Annotated in this window: 21 protein-coding genes; 12 read left to right on the forward strand and 9 right to left on the reverse strand. The window is 63.5% G+C overall.

The genetic code is table 11. The features are described 5' to 3' along the window. Window positions 1-24 precede the first annotated feature (24 nt). Complete coding sequence (locus QM588_RS19800) at window positions 25-1074, reverse strand: M48 family metallopeptidase (protein WP_032365161.1); 1050 nt, start codon at window positions 1072-1074, stop codon at window positions 25-27. A 345-nt stretch (window positions 1075-1419) separates the two neighbouring features. Here QM588_RS19800 and QM588_RS19805 point away from each other — a divergent pair, with 345 nt between their 5' ends. The 9 genes from QM588_RS19805 to QM588_RS19845 all read left to right on the forward strand — a co-directional run bounded on the left by QM588_RS19805 (window position 1420) and on the right by QM588_RS19845 (window position 9886). Further along, the gene (locus tag QM588_RS19805) at window positions 1420-2130 is read left to right on the forward strand and encodes an ABC transporter permease (protein ID WP_442972952.1); all 711 of its coding nucleotides are present in this window, start codon (window positions 1420-1422) and stop codon (window positions 2128-2130) included. A gap of 8 nt (window positions 2131-2138) precedes the next feature. Beyond that, entirely contained in the window at window positions 2139-3011 is an 873-nt protein-coding gene (locus QM588_RS19810; RefSeq protein ID WP_283315854.1) for an MlaE family ABC transporter permease, read from the forward strand. Between the two features lie 2 nt (window positions 3012-3013). Further along, window positions 3014-4054, forward strand: a complete 1041-nt coding sequence (locus QM588_RS19815) for an MlaD family protein (RefSeq protein ID WP_283315855.1) — start codon at window positions 3014-3016, stop codon at window positions 4052-4054. Then, a complete protein-coding gene (locus QM588_RS19820) occupies window positions 4051-5055 on the forward strand; it encodes an MCE family protein (RefSeq protein WP_283315856.1) in 1005 nt (334 codons plus the stop codon). Before QM588_RS19815 ends, QM588_RS19820 begins: the two co-directional genes overlap by 4 nt. Beyond that, the gene (locus QM588_RS19825) at window positions 5052-6089 is read left to right on the forward strand and encodes an MCE family protein (protein ID WP_283315857.1); all 1038 of its coding nucleotides are present in this window, start codon (window positions 5052-5054) and stop codon (window positions 6087-6089) included. Before QM588_RS19820 ends, QM588_RS19825 begins: the two co-directional genes overlap by 4 nt. Further along, entirely contained in the window at window positions 6059-7216 is a 1158-nt protein-coding gene (locus QM588_RS19830; RefSeq protein ID WP_283315860.1) for an MCE family protein, read from the forward strand. The genes QM588_RS19825 and QM588_RS19830 overlap by 31 nt, the downstream gene beginning before the upstream one ends. Then, window positions 7213-8247: an MlaD family protein gene (locus tag QM588_RS19835; protein ID WP_283315862.1), complete on the forward strand. Its 1035-nt coding sequence runs from the start codon at window positions 7213-7215 to the stop codon at window positions 8245-8247. The genes QM588_RS19830 and QM588_RS19835 overlap by 4 nt, the downstream gene beginning before the upstream one ends. After that, window positions 8244-9188 carry an MlaD family protein gene (locus QM588_RS19840; RefSeq protein WP_283315865.1) on the forward strand — a complete coding sequence of 315 codons (945 nt, stop codon included), beginning with the start codon at window positions 8244-8246 and terminating at the stop codon, window positions 9186-9188. Before QM588_RS19835 ends, QM588_RS19840 begins: the two co-directional genes overlap by 4 nt. Before the next feature lie 83 nt (window positions 9189-9271). Beyond that, window positions 9272-9886 carry a hypothetical protein gene (locus QM588_RS19845; protein WP_283315867.1) on the forward strand — a complete coding sequence of 205 codons (615 nt, stop codon included), beginning with the start codon at window positions 9272-9274 and terminating at the stop codon, window positions 9884-9886. A gap of 7 nt (window positions 9887-9893) precedes the next feature. Here the strand turns inward: QM588_RS19845 and QM588_RS19850 are convergent, their stop codons facing one another. Then, entirely contained in the window at window positions 9894-10658 is a 765-nt protein-coding gene (locus tag QM588_RS19850; protein WP_283315868.1) for a class I SAM-dependent methyltransferase, read from the reverse strand. Then, entirely contained in the window at window positions 10655-11215 is a 561-nt protein-coding gene (locus tag QM588_RS19855) for a carboxymuconolactone decarboxylase family protein (RefSeq protein WP_283315870.1), read from the reverse strand. The genes QM588_RS19850 and QM588_RS19855 overlap by 4 nt, the downstream gene beginning before the upstream one ends. Window positions 11216-11323: 108 nt before the next feature. On the opposite strand from QM588_RS19855, the gene QM588_RS19860 reads away from it, so the two are divergent. Next, the gene (locus QM588_RS19860) at window positions 11324-12250 is read left to right on the forward strand and encodes an ABC transporter substrate-binding protein (protein WP_283315872.1); all 927 of its coding nucleotides are present in this window, start codon (window positions 11324-11326) and stop codon (window positions 12248-12250) included. Between the two features lie 84 nt (window positions 12251-12334). Here QM588_RS19860 and QM588_RS19865 read toward each other — a convergent pair whose 3' ends face one another. From QM588_RS19865 to urtA, 6 genes are all read right to left on the reverse strand, one after another. After that, window positions 12335-13003, reverse strand: a complete 669-nt coding sequence (locus QM588_RS19865; RefSeq protein ID WP_283315874.1) for a GntR family transcriptional regulator — start codon at window positions 13001-13003, stop codon at window positions 12335-12337. Window positions 13004-13014: 11 nt separating this feature from the next. After that, complete coding sequence (gene urtE / locus QM588_RS19870; protein WP_283315876.1) at window positions 13015-13707, reverse strand: urea ABC transporter ATP-binding subunit UrtE; 693 nt, start codon at window positions 13705-13707, stop codon at window positions 13015-13017. After that, a complete protein-coding gene (gene urtD / locus QM588_RS19875; RefSeq protein WP_283315879.1) occupies window positions 13700-14530 on the reverse strand; it encodes an urea ABC transporter ATP-binding protein UrtD in 831 nt (276 codons plus the stop codon). Before urtD ends, urtE begins: the two co-directional genes overlap by 8 nt. Then, a complete protein-coding gene (gene urtC / locus QM588_RS19880) occupies window positions 14527-15618 on the reverse strand; it encodes an urea ABC transporter permease subunit UrtC (RefSeq protein WP_027498415.1) in 1092 nt (363 codons plus the stop codon). The genes urtD and urtC overlap by 4 nt, the downstream gene beginning before the upstream one ends. After that, complete coding sequence (gene urtB, locus QM588_RS19885; protein ID WP_027498414.1) at window positions 15615-16499, reverse strand: urea ABC transporter permease subunit UrtB; 885 nt, start codon at window positions 16497-16499, stop codon at window positions 15615-15617. The genes urtC and urtB overlap by 4 nt, the downstream gene beginning before the upstream one ends. A 72-nt stretch (window positions 16500-16571) precedes the next feature. Continuing rightward, the gene (gene urtA / locus QM588_RS19890) at window positions 16572-17849 is read right to left on the reverse strand and encodes an urea ABC transporter substrate-binding protein (RefSeq protein ID WP_032369802.1); all 1278 of its coding nucleotides are present in this window, start codon (window positions 17847-17849) and stop codon (window positions 16572-16574) included. A gap of 181 nt (window positions 17850-18030) precedes the next feature. On the opposite strand from urtA, the gene QM588_RS19895 reads away from it, so the two are divergent. Together QM588_RS19895 and QM588_RS19900 are read left to right on the forward strand one after the other, a co-directional pair. Beyond that, a complete protein-coding gene (locus QM588_RS19895) occupies window positions 18031-18243 on the forward strand; it encodes a helix-turn-helix transcriptional regulator (protein WP_027498412.1) in 213 nt (70 codons plus the stop codon). Next, the gene (locus QM588_RS19900) at window positions 18240-18761 is read left to right on the forward strand and encodes a hypothetical protein (RefSeq protein WP_283315881.1); all 522 of its coding nucleotides are present in this window, start codon (window positions 18240-18242) and stop codon (window positions 18759-18761) included. The genes QM588_RS19895 and QM588_RS19900 overlap by 4 nt, the downstream gene beginning before the upstream one ends. The last annotated feature ends 162 nt before the right edge of the window (window positions 18762-18923 follow it).

Raw genomic sequence — 18923 nt, forward strand, 5'->3', positions numbered from 1 at the left:
CGCCGTTCGTCGTCGTTGTGCAGGCTACGACTTCCGCCAGTGATCGAAGCGACCCTTGATATCCGACGCCACGTCGCCGATTCCGTTGCCGACGGCGTCCACAGCACCGGTGAAGCCGCTGCCGATGTCGCGGACCGTCTTGATCAGCGGGTCCTCCGACGTGTCGAAGTTGTTCTTGTACGTGCGGGCCGCGTTACGGAACTCCTCCGACACCTTGGCCTCGTGGTCGGTGGACCGGCGTGGGTAGTCGCCGCGAAGGACCGCCGCGTACTCGCCGGTGTCGACCCACTTCTTCAGCTCCGCAGCACGCAGCACCGAGAACGGGTGCGAGAGGAGTTCGAGATTGAGCAGCTTGAGCACGCCGTCGCGCAGATCTCCACTGGCCTCGTACTCGGCGGCCTGAGCGAGGAAGGCGTCGACGTCGATTTCGCTGATACGTGCGCCGCCCGCCAACTTGAGCTGCACGCTGATCGCGGTGTGTACGTCCTGTCCGCACAGCAAACCTGCTCTGTCGCCGGACAATTCGGATTTACGCTGCCACTCCATCAGTCCCGCGATGACCGCGCGCAAGGCCCAGCCGCCCACCGGAACCCAGCCGACCGTGCCGGCGAGGCGCATCAGGTGCATGAGAACGGTGCGGTACACCGCATGGCCGGACAGGGCGTGGCCCAGTTCGTGGCCGACGACGAATCGCTGTTCCTCGTAGGTCATGATGTCGAGCATGCCGGTGGTCAGGACGATGAACGGGCGATCCATTCCGATGGTGAACGCATTGACCATCGGCGACTGAACCACGAACAGCTCCGGAGTTTCCTCCGCGCCGAGAATCTGCACACAATCGGCTCGAAGATCGTTCAGATCCTTGAACTGGCGTTCGTCGACGCGCACCGCGGTGGCCAAGTACATCAGGCGATGCTGTCTCTCCCGCAACAGTCCGGACAGCGTTCGCAGCACCGTGTCGAAGCCCTTGAGGGTCCGAAGAGTGACCAAGGCTGCTCGGTCCGAAGGGTGTTCCCAAGTGCGAGAAGAGATATCGGGAAATTCGATACGAGTACGGTCCGGTGCGTGTGTCACTGTGTTGCTCCCAGTCTGATCGGTCTGTTTCTCAAAGTATCAGTAATGCTTTGCGCTGGTTCGATCTTCGTCACGGCGCGAGTTCGCCGATCTTGTGAAAACTCATATGCCCTCGACTGAGGAAAACGTCAACTCGGTTCGTTCGCAGCTGCTAATTTCCTCAGCGACGCACCGAGGGGTTCGGTGTGAGCGGCGAGTCAGCGGGGGCGTCTCGCATTCCAGGGGTGGGGGTGAGCGGCGTTGGCGACTCGTTCGGCTGTCCCCGGTGTACCGCGATCACGGGTGTCCACCGGGTTTCGCACGTTCGGACAGGCGCTCGAACTCGCGCTCGACGCGTTCACATATCTGTTCGGCGACATCGCGCGACTTCGTCATCCCTGGCGCGAGTCGATAGAACAAGCCTGGTTCGTCGTCACCGTCACGGCAGTTCCGGCGATTCTGGTGTCCGTTCCCTTCGGTGTGATCGTCTCCGTTCAGGTCGGCTCGCTCACCGACCAGGTCGGTGCAACCTCCATCGCCGGAGCCGCAGGCGGACTCGGCGTCATTCGGCAGGGCGCACCCATCGTTGCCGCGCTGCTCCTCGGCGGCGCAGCCGGTTCGGCCATCGCTGCTGACCTTGGAGCCCGCACCATTCGAGACGAGATCGACGCTCTGGAGACGATGGGCATAGATCCGGTGCGACGCCTGGTGGTGCCGCGACTGGCCGCGATTCTGTTCGTCGCACCGTTGCTGTGCATCCTCATCATCTTCATGGGAATCACCGCCGGCTATGTGATCGATGTCGGCTTCCAGGGTGGGACTCCGGGCAGTTACCTCTCGTCGTTCGGCTCCTTCGCGTCCGTCGGAGACCTCGTGGTGGCGCTGATCAAGGCCGAGATATTCGGGGTCATAGTCGTCGTGGTGGCCTGTCAGCGTGGCTTTTCCGCCGTCGACGGTCCGCGCGGAGTGGCAAACGCGGTCAACGCCACGGTCGTCATCGGCGTGATCGCGGCGTCGACGGTCAACGTGGTCATCACGCAGCTCGTCGTCATGTTCATGCCGCAGAGAATCGGATAGATCCGCCGATGACAACACCGTCCCGTCACAGTCCTCACGGCACCCGAACAGCGGTTCGCTACACACGACGTGTGGTTCGAGGTCCTGGTGTGTTGCTGCGCTCGCTCGGCCATCAACTGACCTTCTGCGTGCACGTGCTCGCCGCGATTCCGCACACCGTTCGCACCTACCGCCGGCAGATGCTGCTCATTCTCAGCGACATCACGTGGGGCAGTGGGGCTCTCGTTGTCGGCGGTGGCACTGTCTCGGTATTGATCGTGCTGGGCGTCGCGCTCGGTGCCTCGATCGGAATCGAAGGTTTCAACAGTCTCGGCATGGTCGGCATGGAGCCGCTCACCGGCTTCGTCTCCGCCTATGCCAGCACCAGGGAACTCGCTCCGATGGTGGCGGCCATCGGCTTTGCCGCGCAGGCCGGTTGCCGGATGACCGCCGAGATCGGGGCGATGCGGATCTCCGAGGAGATCGACGCTCTCGAGGCTCAGGGCATTCGGTCGATCCCGTTCGTCGTCACCACTCGCGTGATCGCCGGCATCGTCACCATCGTGCCGCTGTATCTGTTGACGTTGATTCTCAGTTATCTCTCGTGCCAAGTGATCGTCAACGTGTTCAACGGCCAGTCCGCCGGCACGTACGACCACTATTTCAGTGCGTTTCTCCAGCCGGTGGACGTGCTGTGGTCGCTGCTCAAGGCGACGATCTTCGTCATCACCGTCATCGTGATCCACGGCTACCAGGGCTACTACGCCTCCGGTGGCCCCGAAGGTGTCGGTCGTGCGTCGGGGCGGGCGATTCGGGCGAGTCTGATCGCGGTGGTGGTACTGGACATGATCCTGACGATCGTGCTGTGGGGATTCGATTCCGGCATAAGGATTTCGGGGTAGTGATGGCAGTTTTCGAGGACTTGTCGGGCAGGTCGGCCGGCCCTGCGACCCTGCGGGCGAGGGGAATTGCGGTGGTGGCGCTCATCGCCGTAGTCGCTGTGCTGCTCACTGCCTACGCCCGCGGCTACTTCGACTCCACCTTCGCTCTGACCGTCGATGCGGCCACCGTCGGTGACGGCCTCACCGCCGGTGCGGAAGTGAAATTCCGCGGATTGGCGATCGGCTCGGTGGAGCAGGTCGAGACTCTCGGCTTCGGCCGTCAGCGACTCGAACTGTCCATCGACACAGCGCAATCGACCGATTTGACAGACACCACCGAGGCGCGGTTCACGTCCTCGAACATCTTCGGCTCGACCGCCATCGAACTGCTGTCCGACGGCACCGGCTCGGCGCTGCCGGAGAACTCGACCCTCGTCATCGCTCCCGATTCTGCCAATGTGACTGTCACCAGCGTGTTCAGGCGCGTAGCAGCGCTCACCGAGGTGCTCGACTCCGATCAGGTCGACCGGTTGCGAGATCTCCTCGCCCGCGTGTCCTCGGACGTATCGGGAAACCTGAAGCCCTACTTCGATACTGCTCGACTGCTCGCCGAGAATCAGATCGATCCACTGTCACTGAAACTGCATCGCGGCGGTGAACTGGGCCAGGGACTCGACGACCTGATTCCTCCACTGCTGGATCTGGTGGTGGGCGTGGTGGACAACAGCGCCTACTACGAGCCCCTGGACAACCGTCGACGCACACTCGACGCGATCGACGGTCTGAGCAACGAACTCCTCTACCCGCTCGGAGCGATGCTCGAGACGAACAATCCGAATCTGACGACGCTGTTGTCCACCGTCCTGGACCTGCTGGTACCTGTCACCGCGTCACTGGGCACTCTGGCTCCGGCGTACGACCGCATTCCTGTTGTGCTCGACGGCATCTCCGATGCGTTTCCTCTGGTCGACGGAGCCCCACAGCTCCAGCTGGACGTCATCCTCTCGACCATGCCGAATCTCGCCGGCTCGGTGGCGGCCTATCGAAACGAGGCCGGACAGTGACGAAGGTCGGTGGAACCGCCGTCAAACTGCTGGCGTTCACGGTGGCGATCATGGTGTGCGGCTATGTCGTGGTGACGGCGCTCCGAACCCCGGTCTCCGGACCGATATCGACATACGCAGCCACGTTCGACGACGTGTCGGGCCTGTACGAGGGCGACGACGTCCGGATGTCCGGTGTGCAGATCGGCAAGGTGGATTCGGTCGAACTCGACGGCACCACAGCGAGGGTCACGTTCGGTGTCGAGAGCAATCGTGCTGTCTACGACACGACGCACGCAGCGGTCCGCTACCAGAACCTGCTCGGCCAGCGTTACGTCGAGTTGATGCAGGACGGTTCCGAACCAGGAGACGTCATGCCTGCAGGATCGACCATTCCCCTCGACAACACCGTGCCCTCCTTCGACATCACCGAATTGTTCGACGGGTTCCGGCCGATCTTCGACACCCTCGACACAGATCAGCTGAACCTGTTCGCGGAGAACATACTTCGTATGGTGCAGGGCGACGGCAGCGGTATCGCGCCCGTTCTGAGGGACATCGACTCGATCACCACCTTCGCCGAGCAGCGTGAGGCGATCATCGCGCTGCTCATCGACAACCTCGGCCGGATCTCGCAGACCATCGGCGGCAAGTCCGCGTCGGTGGCCGACCTCGTGGAGCAATTGACGTCGCTGGTCTCGCGGCTCAGCACCGAGATGGAGCACGTGTTGTCGTCCCTCGACCAGGCCAACTACGGCCTGACCCCACTCGTCGGTCTGGCCGAGCAACTTCGAGACGCCTACGACGGCGGTTACGCACCGGTCGACGGCGCACTTCGCCGGTTGATCCCCCAGACCGACCAGGTGACCGAGTTGCTGGCGCTCGCGCCGTCACTGCTCACATCGCTGAATCAACGAATACCGGGACCCGGTCAGAACTACACGTGTAGCCGAGGGCAACAGGACATTCCGGGGATCGGACAGATCGTTCTCGGCAATCAGAAGCTGGTGGTGTGCCGATGACGAGCAAACAGGTCCGGCGTCGTACTCCGGTACGCAAGGGCGTGCGCGACGAGCAATCGGAGAACCGCCGTCATCTGTTGTGGGGTGTGGTCGGCGTGGCCGTCACCGGAGCATCGTTGCTCACGGCCGGTGCCGTGTACGCGGTGCCGCTGGGCGAGAAGACGTACACGGCGCATTTCGGTACGTCCGGGGGCCTGACGTCCGGCGACGAGATCAGAGTCGCCGGAATAGGCGTCGGGAGCGTCCGGACGGTCGCTCTGGCCGGCGACCACGTGGATGTGACGTTCGGAGTCGACCGGGACGTCTTCGTCGGCGATACCTCCAGCGTCTCGGTGCACCTGCTGACGCCCATCGGCGGCAAGTATGTCGAGCTCGATCCCACCGGTGATCGGCCGTTGGGTGGGACGGCGATTCCGGTGGAGCGCACCGAGACTCCGTTCGATCTGTCCAACACTCTCGAACGAGCGACACCGTTGATCAGGGACGTCGACGGTGCCACGCTCCGCGCGACCGTCGCGGAGGTCGACAAGGCCCTCACGGTGCAACCCGAGTCGACGCGTCGAGTGGTCGACAACCTCACCCAGCTGACCGACCTGATCGCGCAACGCTCCGAACAACTCGAGCGCGGCCTGGCTGTGTCCGACGAGTACACCGCGGCACTCTCGTCCGATCAGCTGATGCTGGACGAGCTGGTACACCAGCTCGGAACGCTGACGAAAGGCTTCGGCGACAAGCGAACCGATGTGGTGAGCGCGTTCGATCTGTTGAAGCGGTTGTTCGAGCTGTTCCACCGTCCGTTGACGGCATACGAGGACGGAGTGGAACCGGCGGTGGTACAACTCGAGGAGATAGTGCAGAAGGCGTTTGCGCAGTTCGGCAACTTCGATTCCGCACTGACGCAGCTCGAGACGGCATCGGACCAGATTTCGACATTGGTGGCGAACGGAAACCAGGACGGTCCCGTGATCGATCGGTCGCAGAGCGTCGTGCGCGGTGCCGCCGTGTGTATTCCACTTCCGGGCACGGCATGCTGATGCGCAGAAAATTCTCGCGGTCGGTCGTCGTCGGTAGCTCGCTCGTAGCGATCGTCGCGCTGGCCGCCACGCTCGCATCGGCCAGTGGGGTCGTGGACGTTGCCACCCGAACCTCCGGTGTCTGTGCCGAATTCACCGACACTGTCGGCCTCTACGAGGGCAACTCGGTGAAGATGCTCGGCGTCGACGTGGGAACCGTGACGTCCATTTCCAGCGACAACAGCGTGCCCGACGGAGTGCTGGTGACGATGGACGTCGACGAGAACGTGGAGTTGCCTGCCGACATCGGGGCGGTGACGATGTCCTCGTCCATCGTCACCGATCGACACGTCGAGTTCACCGAGCCGTACGTCGACGGGCCGACCTTCGATCGGGGTGAGTGCATCCCCCTCGAACGCACCAGAACCCCGTTAGGGGTGAGCGAGACGTTCGATGCGGTGTCCGCGCTCGCAACCGATCTGCTCGGGCCGGCCGACGAGAACGGCAACCGCAAGGAGATCCTGGGTAACGCGCTACGTTCGATCGACGTTTCCGTGAACGGGTCCGGTCCACAGATCAATTCGGCAATCGCACAGTTGTCGGTTCTGGCCGGGGAGCCGAACGACCGCGACGCCACCGTGCGTCGACTGATCGACAACATCGACAAGCTCGTCGATGTGTTCGCCGTGAACTGGCCCGCTGTGGCGAAGCTGCTCGACAATCTGAAGGCGGGCATGATCACGCTGACGGAATTCACGACAGAATTCACGGGTGCCGTGGGATTGGCAGTCGAGCTCATACCCGTGCTCGCCCGCCAGCTCGACAAGTACGGCGACAAGATCTACGGATTCCTCGATCAGTTGATTCCCATCGTCGATGTCGGGCTCGGCCGCGTCGGGGACATCAAGGACATCCTGGAACAAGTTCCCGCCGTCAGCGACGCACTCGTCACGATGTACGACGAGGACTTGCGGGCCGGCCGATTGACCTACCACCCACCGCAATTCGAGATCGCGACAGCGTCACCGAACGAGATCTGCGCGTTGATCAACAAGTATCGGCCCACCTGCTCCGCGGATCAGCAGCGCGGCGACGTCATCGAAGTCGGCCTGGTGCAATTGATTCTGGGATCGGCGGGATGGCGATGAGCAGGACGACGAGAGCCGCGGCGTTGATGCTCGTATCGGTGGTGTCGATCGCCGGATGCAGTGCGGGATGCAGTGCGAACCCTGCCGATCTCCCCATCCCCGGCAGCTACGTCGAGGGGGACGAATACACCGTCGACATCGAATTCGCCAGCGTGCTGAATCTGCCCACGAAAGCGAAGGTCATCGTCGACGGTGTGCAAGCCGGAGTGCTCGACCACGTCACGCTCGTCGACGACAGAGCCATCGCCACAGTGGATCTCGCAGCCAACGTTTCGCTACCCCGAGACACCGTTGCAGAACTGCGACAGAGCACGATCCTGGGTGAGATCTACATTTCGCTGCAACCACCGACGGACCCGTCGAGCAACGCGGTGCTGAGCGACGGAGATGTCATTCCGCTCGACCACACCGTTCCCGCAGACAACGTCGAAGACGTCCTGCGCGGGTTGTCGAATGTGGTCACCGGTGGTCATGTCGTCGAACTGCAGGAGGCAGTGAACAACGTCAACGCCGCAGTGCCGCAGGATCCGCTGGTGTTCGACCGCGTCAACACTGCGGCACGGGCGGCCATCTCCGATCTCGGAGCCAACACCGCAGACATCGATCGCATTCTGGCTGCGGCAGAGGGGGTCTCGAACACCCTCGTCGCCCAGGAGTCGGGACTGACCCGCGTGCTCGATCTCGGTCCGTCGCGAGCGGAGGGATTGTCGGAGGTGTTGTTCTCCGTCGTGAACCTGATCTTCGCGTTGGGGTACATGTCTCAGCACGTGGGTGATGTGCTCGGCCCGCCTTACGAGGAACTCGGCGGAGCCATCGGCATCATCCTGCCGGCGATCATGACGGTGTCCCGAGCCGACACCACCGTGCCGATGAACGTCGCGAAAGTCGATGCGCTGTTGCGTGACCGACTCGTTCCGTTCTTCTCCGCAACTCCGAACATTCGGATCGCGTCGGTATCGGGACCGAACGATCCAGGTGCGCGTGCGGACGAGATGATCGGCGTGCTGCGATCGATAGGCATCGTGCGATGACCAGATCGACCGTGTTCTCACTCGTGGGTCTGCTGCTGTTGACCGTCACAGGAGTCGGATACATGACCATCGGTGTTCTCGACCTGGACCCACGACGCGAATACAACACCGTCACAGTGCGACTCGCCTCCTCGGGTGGGTTGATGGACACTTCGCAGGTGACCTCGCGCGGCATGCAGGTGGGCAAGGTCGAGAACATCGCTGTCACCTCCGACGGTCTGGACGTCACCGTGGCGCTCGACGCGGTCCACGACATCCCGGCCGACTCCGACGTCGTGGTGGCCAATCTCTCGGCGGCGGGGGAGCAGTACCTCGACATCCGTCCACGACACCCCGGCGGTCCGTACCTGCACGACGGTTCGGTGATCGACATCGATCGTACGAACGTGTCGGCGACGGTCAGTGACACTCTCGAGAAAGTCGATGCTCTTGTTGCACAGCTCGATACCGCCGCGCTCGGTGGTCTGGCCGATACTGCATCGCGCGCCGTCGAGGAGCGAGATCCCGACATCGACACTCTCGTCTCGACGTTCCGGCTCCTGGCGCTGACGCTGCACGACAAACGCGCCGAAATTCAGCACCTGTACGACAACGCTCAACAGCTCGGCCGGAAGGCCTACGGATACGGGCCGGTGCTCAGCGACGCGGGGCCGTGGGTCGGATCGACCGGTGAGGGCGTCTCGGGCCTGCTCCAGGCCTTCGAGCAGTACTCCTACGTCGCCTCGGACGTGTGGCAGGACCCGATCGGTCCGCTCATCACCAAGATCGACAGTTACCTCACTCCGACGTCTCCTGATCTCGCTCTGATCGCAACTCTGTTGAAGCCGTACACCGCTCCGATAAAGCCGCTTCGCGTGGATGCGGGAAAGATCATCGACTTGCTCGGTGGCACCTTCCCGCAGGGCGGGCCAGCACGCGTCGTCGTGACGATCCCCAATTGAGCTCTTCCCCTGACCATTTCTCCCGACCATTTCCGACCGACCCTTCCCGACCGACCCTTCCCGACCGACATTGGAGACACCCGATGACCGACACCGCACCCGCCCAAGTTTCGGAGGCCACTGCAGTTTCGGAGGCCACTGCAGTTTCGGAGGCCACTGCAGTTCCGGAGGTCGCCGACAGTCCTGCCCCGCCTGCATCCGGACGGTCGAGAGCCACGGTGGCGGCGGTCGTCGTGGCGGCACTCGCGGTCGTCGTCTCGGCGGTGTTCGGCTACCTCTGGTACTCCGCTGCCGCTGAGCTGAACTCCCAGCGTCAGCTCGAGACCGATCGTCGGATCGCATCGAACACGGCCATGGACTACACGAGCCGCTCGCTGACCTACGACTACAACGACCTCGACGCATTCTTCGCCGGTGTCAAGGACGGAGCGGCGCAACCTCTGCAGGACCGCTACGACGGGGTGAGGGACGCGTTGACCGCCATCATGAGCGAATCACAGGTGGTCGCCACCGGTGAAGCGCTGTCGGCTGCGGTCGATTCCGAGTCCGACGGGGTCTACAAGATCTCGGTGTATGCCGAGCAGCAGACCCGAAATGTGCAGACTCCCGACGGCGGTTCGGTGGCCAACATCCTGTCGGTGACCGTGTCGGAGCACGACGGGCGTTGGATCGTCGACGACTACGGTCCGAAGAGCTGATCGGTGCCTAAGTCTTGGTGGCGCTGACGAATTGGGCGAGACCGCGGACATCCTGCTCGATGTCGGTCATGCCCGCAGCAGCGAACATCTCGGTGAACTGGCCTTTCGGGAACATGCGTACACCGACGGCGGCAGATCCCAGGCCTACGACGGTACGCAGCGGTGCCAGGCCCAGTTCACAGCTGGTCATGATGGCGATGCGTCCACCCGGGCGAAGCACGCGGATGAGCTCGTCGACCACCTGCAGTGGGTGGGGCACGAGATACAGTGCGGCATAGCAGCATACGGCGTCGAATGTCTCGTCGGCGTACGGGAGTTCGGCCGCATCGCCGCGAACGTACGCCGCACGCGGTCCCCGATTGTCGCGGACTGCGCGAGCGATCATGGCCTCGGAGATGTCGAAGCCGACGGCGATACCGTCTCCGGTCAGCTGCTCGGACAGGAACTCGGTGAAGTTGCCAGGGCCGCAGGCCACGTCGAGAATCCGCTGTGGTCCGCGCAATCGCAGGTCGGCGACGGCCTTGGCTCGCTCGACCGACATGGGCAGGCCACCGATTCCCATCATCGACACTCCGAACGGACGCCAGATGTTCTCGTAGATCGCCGCGACACCGCGGTTGTTCATCGCTCGGCTGGCCATTGTGGGATTGGGTGCTTTGACGTCGCCCATGAGTTCGACGTAGCCGCCGTCGATCCGGGCGCTCGTGCGGACCGACTCCGGTTCGATCATCGCCAGAGCGCGGCGCAGTGCAGTCTCGGGTGTCTCGTTCATCGTCGTGGCGGCCGGTCGCCGTAGTCGCGTTCGACGCGGAGGGTGCCCAATGTGGTTGCCAAACCATCGTATTGGGTGACCAGCAAGACGAATTCGATGAGGCGGCGTTCGTCGAACTGGGTCGCGAGTTCGGACCACGTGGCGTCGGTGAGCGTCTTGGTCTCGATCAGCTCGTCGACTGCAGTGAGGATGGTGCGGTAGCGAGTCGACAGCCCAGGGGCGTCCGGGCCGGTCATGATCAGCTCGAGTAGGTCTCGGTCGATGCCGGCTCGACGGCCCAGCCGGATGTGGTGGTCCATCTCGTATGCCGATTCGCGCAGGTGCGCCACTCGGAGAATCACCATCTCCGATTCTTTGCGGGAGATCTTTCCGCCCGGCATCAGGTGGCCGCTGTAGAACAGCCACGCCCGGTACAGGCCACCGGTTCGACCGAGAGTGGTGAACAGGTGGGGATCGGGGACTCCCGCGCCCTTGGCGATGACCTTGCAGATGAGCCAGTTGACGGGGCCGAGCGTGCGGGCGGTACCGGACGGAATGCGTGGAGTGGTCACGATCACACCTTACCGGCCGGTAGCTCCACCGTCCCGGGACGCGGTGCGGGACCATCTGGAGGCTAGGCTAACCTGCCTTGTGTCCCGCATTGTTCTACCCGGAGGTTCGATCACGTGACGAAGTTCAGGCACCGCGTCACCGCGCTGGCCATCACCGCGCTCGCGGTGACTGCAGGAGCGACGGCATGTTCGTCGGGAGATACCTCCGACGGTTCCGCCGGCGAAGCGACCCGAACGGTCGAGACCGTTCGGGGCTCGATCGACGTTCCCGACAATCCTCTGCGCGTCGTCACCCTCGAACCGGTGGAACTCGACACCACGGTCGCGCTCGGCATCGTGCCCGTCGGCACGGCGGTGCTCAGCGAAACCGCTGGCGTACCGGCCTATCTCGGTACGGAAGCGGCCGACATCGCGACCGTGGGCACGGTCGCCGAGCCGACGATCGAGGACATCGCGGCCGCGCAACCCGACCTCATTCTCGGGACGGAGACTCGGCACGCGCAATACTACGACCAACTCTCCGCCATCGCGCCGACAGTGTTCATCGCCTCTCAGTCCGATCCGTGGCGCGAGAGTGTTCGGTTCGTCGGACGCGTTCTCGGCAAAGAAGCGAAGGCGGAGGAACTGCTCACCGCATACGACGACCGGTGCGCCGACATTGCCGAAAAGCACGACACCGCCGGGAAGACAGCGCAACTGATCAGGCCGCGCAGTGGTGAGCTGACCCTGTACGGGCCGTCGTCGTTCGCCGGAAGCACGCTCGAATGCGCGGGATTCACCACCCCGCCGCGGCCGGAATGGGCCGACGAGATCTCGGTCGACCTCTCGCCCGAGCTCGCGGCTCAGGCGGCAGCGGACCTGATCGTCGTCACCGCCGACAACCCGTCGGACCCCGCCGCAATCCCGGCGTCGATCACCGCCAACGCTGCGGCACTGCCCAACCCGCATGCGGTGGACCTGTCCTACTGGATCACCGGAGTGGGCCCGAAGGGCGGGCAGACCGTGCTCGACGACATCGATCGTATTCTGTCGGCTGGCTAGTTGGGTCGTTCCGCAGGCTCCACTCCTGTCGGACTAGTTTGGTCGTTCCGCAGGCTCCACTCCTGTCGGATGCCAACTGACGCGTCAGAGTCGGACGGCACCCGCCAGTGCTGTGGCCTGCCGTGCGCGATCGACCACTCGGTCGCGCGACGAATCGATATGAGCGACAAGTATTTCCAGCGCCGCGTTCAGTTGCCCGGCCAGCAGGTGCTCGACGATCGCGAGATGCTGATCGATTGCCGAGACCACGGCCGAGGCGTCGAGACCACCGAGAATGCGCACGGGGCGCACCTTGGCGTTGACGGCGCACAGGGCCTCGGTCAGAGCTGCATTGCCCGACGCGGCCGACAGTGCGACATGGAACTGCTCGTCCATGGCGACCATGTCGTCGGTGGTCTCCGGTGGATGTGCACGCAACCCGGCCCACGTCACCGCCAACGCCGACAAGGCAGCCCGATCGAAGGACTGCGGTGTCGAGCGAGTGATCCCGCGGGATTCGAGAGTCGACCGCAGCTCGTACAGATCCGGTAGGTCCCCGAGCCGGGGACGATAGGGATGCAGACCGGCCTCGTCGCGCACGACCAGACCGTCGGCTTGCAGACGTGCCAGCGCCTCCCGCACAGGAGTGCGCGAGACGCCGTACAGCTCGGCGAGACGCTCCTCGCCGAGCCGTTCCGTGGAGCCGATCGCACCGGAGATCAGATCCCGGCGCAGTGACGAATAGACCTTCTCTCGAAGGTCCTTGCGCGGCACGATGTATCCGTTCAGATCGCCATGGCTGCGCGCACGTCGGCCTCGGAATCGGATCCGCCCACACCGGTGGACGTGATCCGGCCGGCCTCGAGGATGTAATACCTCTGGGCAGATTCCAATGCGAAGCCGATGTGCTGTTCCACCAACAGCACTCCGAGACCGCCGCGGCGAGTGAGCTCGAGGATGGTGCGTTCGATCTCGGCGACGACCGACGGCTGAATGCCCTCGGTCGGCTCGTCGAGAATCAGCATCCGCGGTTCGGTTATCAAGGCTCTTGCGATGGCGAGCTGTTGGCGCTGGCCGCCGGACAGTAGCCCGGCTCTGCGATTCAGCAGTTCCTTCAGCGCCGGAAAGAGGTCGAGTGCCTCGTCGATCAGTGCCTTGCCGCGCTTGCGCCCGTCGGCCACCACCTGCAGGTTCTCCGCTGTCGTCAACTGACCGAACGACTGCTGGCCCTGTGGCACGTAGGCGAGGCCCCGGGCGACGCGGGCGCTGGGACGCAACGCGCTGACGTCCTCACCGTCGAACATGACCTTGCCCGAGTTCACTTTCAACAGCCCGACCGCCGCGCGCAGCAGCGTCGTCTTGCCCGCACCGTTGTGGCCCATCACCGCCGCGACACCGTCGACCGGAACCGTCAGCGACGCACCGTGAACGACCTCGCTGCGGCCGTAACCTGTTCTGACGTCGACCAGTTCAAGCATGATCGGCTCCCTCTTCTGCGATGTGCTCGAGTTCCTCGCCCGCCGCGGCGGTGCCGAGATAGACCTGCTGAACCTTCGGATCGGCCTGCACCTCGGCCACGGTGCCCTCGGCCAGAACGCGTCCGGCCGCCAGCACTGTCACCGAGGTCGCGAACATCCGCATGAAGTCCATGTCGTGCTCCACCACCACCACGGTCCGTTCACCGCCGATGCGTTGCAGCAGCTGGCCCGTCTCCTCACGTTCCTCGTGGCTCATGCCGGCGACCGGCTCGTCGAGCAGAAGCACATCGGCGTTCTGCACCAACAACATTCCGATCTCGAGCCACTGCTTCTGGCCGTGCGCCAGAATTCCTGCGGCCTTGTCTCTCTGGGCCGTCAGACCGATCGTCTCGAGGGCCTCCTCGATCTGCGGCAGAACCGATGCCCGACGGCGCAACATCGTCAGCACGGATCGTCCGGATCCGGCGGCGATGTCCAGGTTCTGCAGCACCGTCAGATTCTCGAAGATGCTGGCGGTCTGGAAGGTTCGACCGATCCCGAGCCTGGCGATCTGATGCACCTTCTTGCCCAGCAGTTCCACTCCCGACTTGGTGACCGAGCCGGTGGCCGGAACGAGGCCGGTGATGGCGTCGATCAGCGTGGTCTTGCCGGCTCCATTCGGGCCGATGAGGAAGCGAAGATCGCCCTGCATCAGCGTCAGATCGACGTTGGTGTTGGCCTTGAAGCCGTCGAAACTGACTGTCAGAGCACGGACTTCGAGGTACTGACTGGACATGCCGGCGTTGCCGCCGAACGTGGGTTGCGGGCCTTCGACGTGGATCATCGTGCGAGCTCTTTCTCTGGTTCCGCGCTGGCCTCCGGGACCGATTCGGGCTCTTTCTTTCGCTTGCGCAGTGCGAAGAGTCCGGCGATGCCGGCGGGGAAGAATCCGACGACCACGACGAACAGCAGACCCTGCGCGTACGTCCAACCGGACGGGAACTGCTCGGACAGCGTGGTCTGCGCCCACGCGACTCCGAGCGCGCCGAGAACCGGGCCGAGCAGAGTGGTGCGGCCGCCGATGGCGACCCCGATGAGAAACGCGATGGACGGAACGATGCCGACGTCGTTGGGGGAGATGATGCCGACGATCGGGACGAACAGCGCACCGGCGAGACCGGCGAAGAACGCTGCGGCGACGTACGCGACGATCTTCACATTCGCAGGGTCGTAGCCGAGGAAGCGCACTCGCTCTTCCTGATCGCGGACGGCCACCAGTAGTTCGCCGTAGCGCGAGTACATCAGCTGGCGCGTGATGGCGACGACGACGAGTAGTACGCCGGCAGCGATGAAGAACAGCATCTGCTTGTTGGCGGGGTCGTTGAGGTTGAACCCGAAGAACGTGCGGAACCTGTTGAGCCCGTTGGATCCACCGGTGGTCTGCTGTCCGATGAGCAGGATCGCGAAGGCGGCGGCCAGTGCCTGACTGAGGATCGCGAAGTACGCGCCCTTGACGCGACGCTTGAACACGCCGAGGCCGAGCACCAGCGCCACCAGCGCCGGCACGAACAGGATGCCCAGAATCGTCGTGATGGGCGAGGTGAACGGTAGCCAGTACGAGGGCAATTCACGGATTCCGGCGATGGACATGAAGTCCGGTACCGCGTCGCCCCGCAGATCGGCGTCGGAGATCTTCAGATGCATGGCCATGATGTAGGCACCGATGCCGAAGAAGACGCCCTGGCCGAGGGTGAGCATTCCGCCTCGGCCCCAGGCCAATCCGATACCGACAGCCACAATTGCGTAGCAGATGAACTTGCCCAGCAGATTCAACCGGAAGTCGCTGAGGACGGCGGGCGCCACAGCGAACAACAGGATTGCGGCGAGCGCGAAACCCAGCAGAGCGCCGCGCTTGGCGATGAACTCGCTCATACCAGGCTCCTTGTCTTGACGGCGAACAAGCCCTGCGGGCGGGCCTGCAGGAAGATCACGATGAGTACGAACACGATGACCTTGGCGATCGAGGCCGTGGTGCTGTATTCGATGAACGAGTTGAGGATTCCGAGGGCGAAGGCGGCGATCACCGCGCCCTTGATCTGGCCGAGTCCACCGACGACGACCACCAGGAAGGCGTCGATCAGATAGCTCTGTCCCACAGTGGAACTCGTGGATCCGATCAGAGTCAGTGCCACGCCCGCGACACCCGCCAAACCGGATCCGAGGAAGAACGTCGAGATGTCGGTCCTGCGGCTCGAGATGCCCGAGGTCTCCGCGAGATCGCGGTTCTGCACCACCGCGCGGATGCGTCGACCCATTGCGGTCTTCTTCAATGCGATCGACAGTGCGACAACGGCGACGACCGCCAGCACCAGGATGAAGATTCGGGTCTTCGGCACCACCGCACCGAGGATGTCGACGCCGCCGCTCAGCCATTCCGGGGAGACGACGTTGACCGCCGGGGCACCGAAGATGTCGCGAGCGAGCTGCTGCAGGATGAGCCCGACGCCGAACGTGACGAGCAGGGTGTCCAGTGGGCGGTGGTACATGCGCTGGATCAGCGTCACCTCGAGCAGCACACCCATTGCGCCGCCGACGAGGAATCCGACGATCAGCGAGATGAACAGTGAGGCACCGCCGGTCGAGACGATCTGTTGCACAACGTAGGCCGTGTACGAGCCGGCCATGATGAACTCGCCGTGTGCCATGTTGATGACGCCCATCTGACCGAACGTCAGTGAGAGCCCGAGGGCGGCGAGCAAGAGAATGGATCCGATCGACAGGCCGGTGAACAACTGTCCGATCACGACGTCCATGGGGGAGCTCCTTCGGAGCATGTGAGTGGAACTTCGTAGCAGGCTACGAAGTTCCACTCACATGGGTGGTGGTCAGTTGAGGTCGGAGGCCCAGTCGTAGGTCTCGAGGAACGGGTCGGGAGCAATGGCCTCGGGGGACTCCCACACCGTGTAGATCAGGCCGTCGGGCCGGATCTCACCGATGCGGGCGGTCTTGGAGATGTGGTGGTTGTCGCCGTCGATGACGACCTCGCCCTCGGGAGCGGCGAAGCTGACACCGTCGGCTGCGGCCTGAATGTCGGCCACCGCGAACGAATTTGCCTTCTCGACGGTGTTCTTCCACAGGTAGACCGAGGTGTACGCGGCTTCCATCGGGTCCGAGGTGGGCTTGTCTGCGCCGTACTTCGCCTTGTAGTCGGCGACGAACTTGGTGTTCTCCGGGCTGTCGACGGTCTGGTAGTAGTTCCAGGCAGTCAGCTGGCCCGCGATGTTCGCGGCTCCGATGCCCGCCACTTCTTCCTCGGCAATGGACACCGAGATGACCGGCATGTCAGCAGCTTTGAGGCCGGCGTTGGTGTACTCGCGGAAGAATGCGACGTTGGAATCACCGTTGAGCGTGTTGAACACGGCATCGGCGTCGGCGGAGCGCACCTTGTTGACGATGGTGGAGAAGTCCGTCGAACCGAGCGGGGTGTAATCCTCGCCTTTGATCTCGATACCGTTGGCGGCCGCATACGCCTTGATCTCGCGGTTGGCCGTCTGCGGGAACACGTAGTCGCTGCCCACCAGGTAGAGGGACTTGACGCCCTTCTCCTTCAGATAGTCCAGGGCCGGGATGATCTGCTGGTTGGTGGTGGCTCCGGTGTAGAAGATGTTCTTCGACGCCTCGAGGCCCTCGTACTGCACGGGGTAGTAGAGGAGCGCGTCGTTGTCCTCGAACACCGGCAGCATCGCCTTACGTGACGATGACGTCCAGCCACCGAAAACGGCTGCGACACAATCGCTGCTGATCAGCTTCTCGGCCTTCTCGGCGAACACGGTCGGCTCGGATGCGCCGTCCTCTGCGACGACCTCGATCTGCTTTCCGTTGACGCCGCCTGCCGCATTGATCTGCTCGACGGCCAGTGCGATCGAATCACGCACTGTCACTTCGCTGATCGCCATCGTGCCGGACAGGGAGTTGAGCGAGCCGACCTTGATGGTGTCACCGGAGGTGTCCACACACGAGGTGGACGAGCCTCCGCCGCCCTCGGCGGTGGTGGTGTCGCTCGCCTTGCTACCGCATGCAGTGGCAACCAGGCTCAATGCAGCCAGTGCTGCGGGAACGACCATGACGCGCTTGACGGACATGCGCTTCGAGACAGCAGGCATCTACGGCCCTTTCGGAAAGTGTGTATACGGAGATGTATTCGCGATTGCGAACAGTAAAGGCAACTTATTGCGTTGGTATTTTCTGCGGTGACGAGTCTGTTTCTCGCGTTACGAGTAGGTAAAGGCGAGCCGATGACAAGACTGCTTGACATTTTATGACAAGCAGAGTTGACTTTTTGCCATGCCCGGATCCAACAACGTTCGCGCGCATCGCAAGCAGGCACGCATCACGCAGGCCGAACTCGGCACCATCTGCGGAGTCAGCCGGCAGAGCATCGTCTCCGTCGAGGGCGGCGACTACGCACCGAGCGTGTACCTGGCACTGCGACTGGCCCGAGCACTCGACACGACAGTCGAAACACTGTTCGGCGACGACGAAGGGAAACGAACATGAGCGCATTCACCAAAGCTGCCCGCTTCGTGGGAGACCTGGACGACGACTTCTACGCCGACGAACTACAACGCGACATCTGGAACGAGGCCTCGGCCGTCGGATTTCAATCCCTGCTGTGGATCGGGATGATCGCCGGCGCGGTACTGCCCTTCGCGGCGGGGGTCACCGGGGCCTGGGTGGCATTGGGAATCTTCGTGGCTCTCCTCACGGTGGCCAACGTAGTTGTGGGGTACGCCCGAGCGCGGGGGATCGACATGTACACCTCGCAGAAGCTTCGCCGGTCGCGGATCGGGGTGTTGGTGGTTCTCTATCTCGTGGGCGCCGGTGGTGCCGGCCTGCGCCTGCTGCTCCATTACGGACACGGGAGGCTCGCACCGATCCTGTTCGGTGCCGGCATCGGCCTTGTCGGAGGTCTTGCCGGTGTCGTGGTGGGCATCAGGGGTAGGCGGCGGCAGGCCCGCCAGGCCGAGCATGCCGCCGAGCTGGCCGAGCAGCGGGCTTTCGATACGGACGAATGAATTGGGTCTCGAATATGTCGCACGATCTGTTACAGGGTGCAAGGATGCGTAAAGGCTTCGGTTGGACGGTCTCCGTTTCGCAGATTTGCAGGCCGGAGGGTATGTTCTGACCGATGACATCGCGATTTCCCGGTGTCGCGGCTGTACGGGTGCTGTTCTTCG

Source organism: Rhodococcus sp. IEGM 1354, assembly GCF_030056855.1.
Lineage (GTDB): Bacteria > Actinomycetota > Actinomycetes > Mycobacteriales > Mycobacteriaceae > Rhodococcoides.

Excerpts from the sequence above, each read along its gene's own strand:
- QM588_RS19810 (WP_283315854.1), top strand. The coding sequence starts at position 2,139 with ATGACAACACCGTCCCGTCACAGTCCTCACGGCACCCGAACAGCGGTT.
- QM588_RS19815 (WP_283315855.1), top strand. The coding sequence starts at position 3,014 with ATGGCAGTTTTCGAGGACTTGTCGGGCAGGTCGGCCGGCCCTGCGACC.
- QM588_RS19825 (WP_283315857.1), top strand. The coding sequence starts at position 5,052 with ATGACGAGCAAACAGGTCCGGCGTCGTACTCCGGTACGCAAGGGCGTG.
- QM588_RS19835 (WP_283315862.1), top strand. The coding sequence starts at position 7,213 with ATGAGCAGGACGACGAGAGCCGCGGCGTTGATGCTCGTATCGGTGGTG.
- QM588_RS19840 (WP_283315865.1), top strand. The coding sequence starts at position 8,244 with ATGACCAGATCGACCGTGTTCTCACTCGTGGGTCTGCTGCTGTTGACC.
- QM588_RS19845 (WP_283315867.1), top strand. The coding sequence starts at position 9,272 with ATGACCGACACCGCACCCGCCCAAGTTTCGGAGGCCACTGCAGTTTCG.
- QM588_RS19850 (WP_283315868.1), bottom strand. The coding sequence starts at position 10,658 with ATGAACGAGACACCCGAGACTGCACTGCGCCGCGCTCTGGCGATGATC.
- urtE (WP_283315876.1), bottom strand. The coding sequence starts at position 13,707 with ATGCTTGAACTGGTCGACGTCAGAACAGGTTACGGCCGCAGCGAGGTC.
- urtD (WP_283315879.1), bottom strand. The coding sequence starts at position 14,530 with ATGATCCACGTCGAAGGCCCGCAACCCACGTTCGGCGGCAACGCCGGC.
- urtC (WP_027498415.1), bottom strand. The coding sequence starts at position 15,618 with ATGAGCGAGTTCATCGCCAAGCGCGGCGCTCTGCTGGGTTTCGCGCTC.
- urtB (WP_027498414.1), bottom strand. The coding sequence starts at position 16,499 with ATGGACGTCGTGATCGGACAGTTGTTCACCGGCCTGTCGATCGGATCC.
- urtA (WP_032369802.1), bottom strand. The coding sequence starts at position 17,849 with ATGCCTGCTGTCTCGAAGCGCATGTCCGTCAAGCGCGTCATGGTCGTT.
- QM588_RS19895 (WP_027498412.1), top strand. The coding sequence starts at position 18,031 with ATGCCCGGATCCAACAACGTTCGCGCGCATCGCAAGCAGGCACGCATC.
- QM588_RS19900 (WP_283315881.1), top strand. The coding sequence starts at position 18,240 with ATGAGCGCATTCACCAAAGCTGCCCGCTTCGTGGGAGACCTGGACGAC.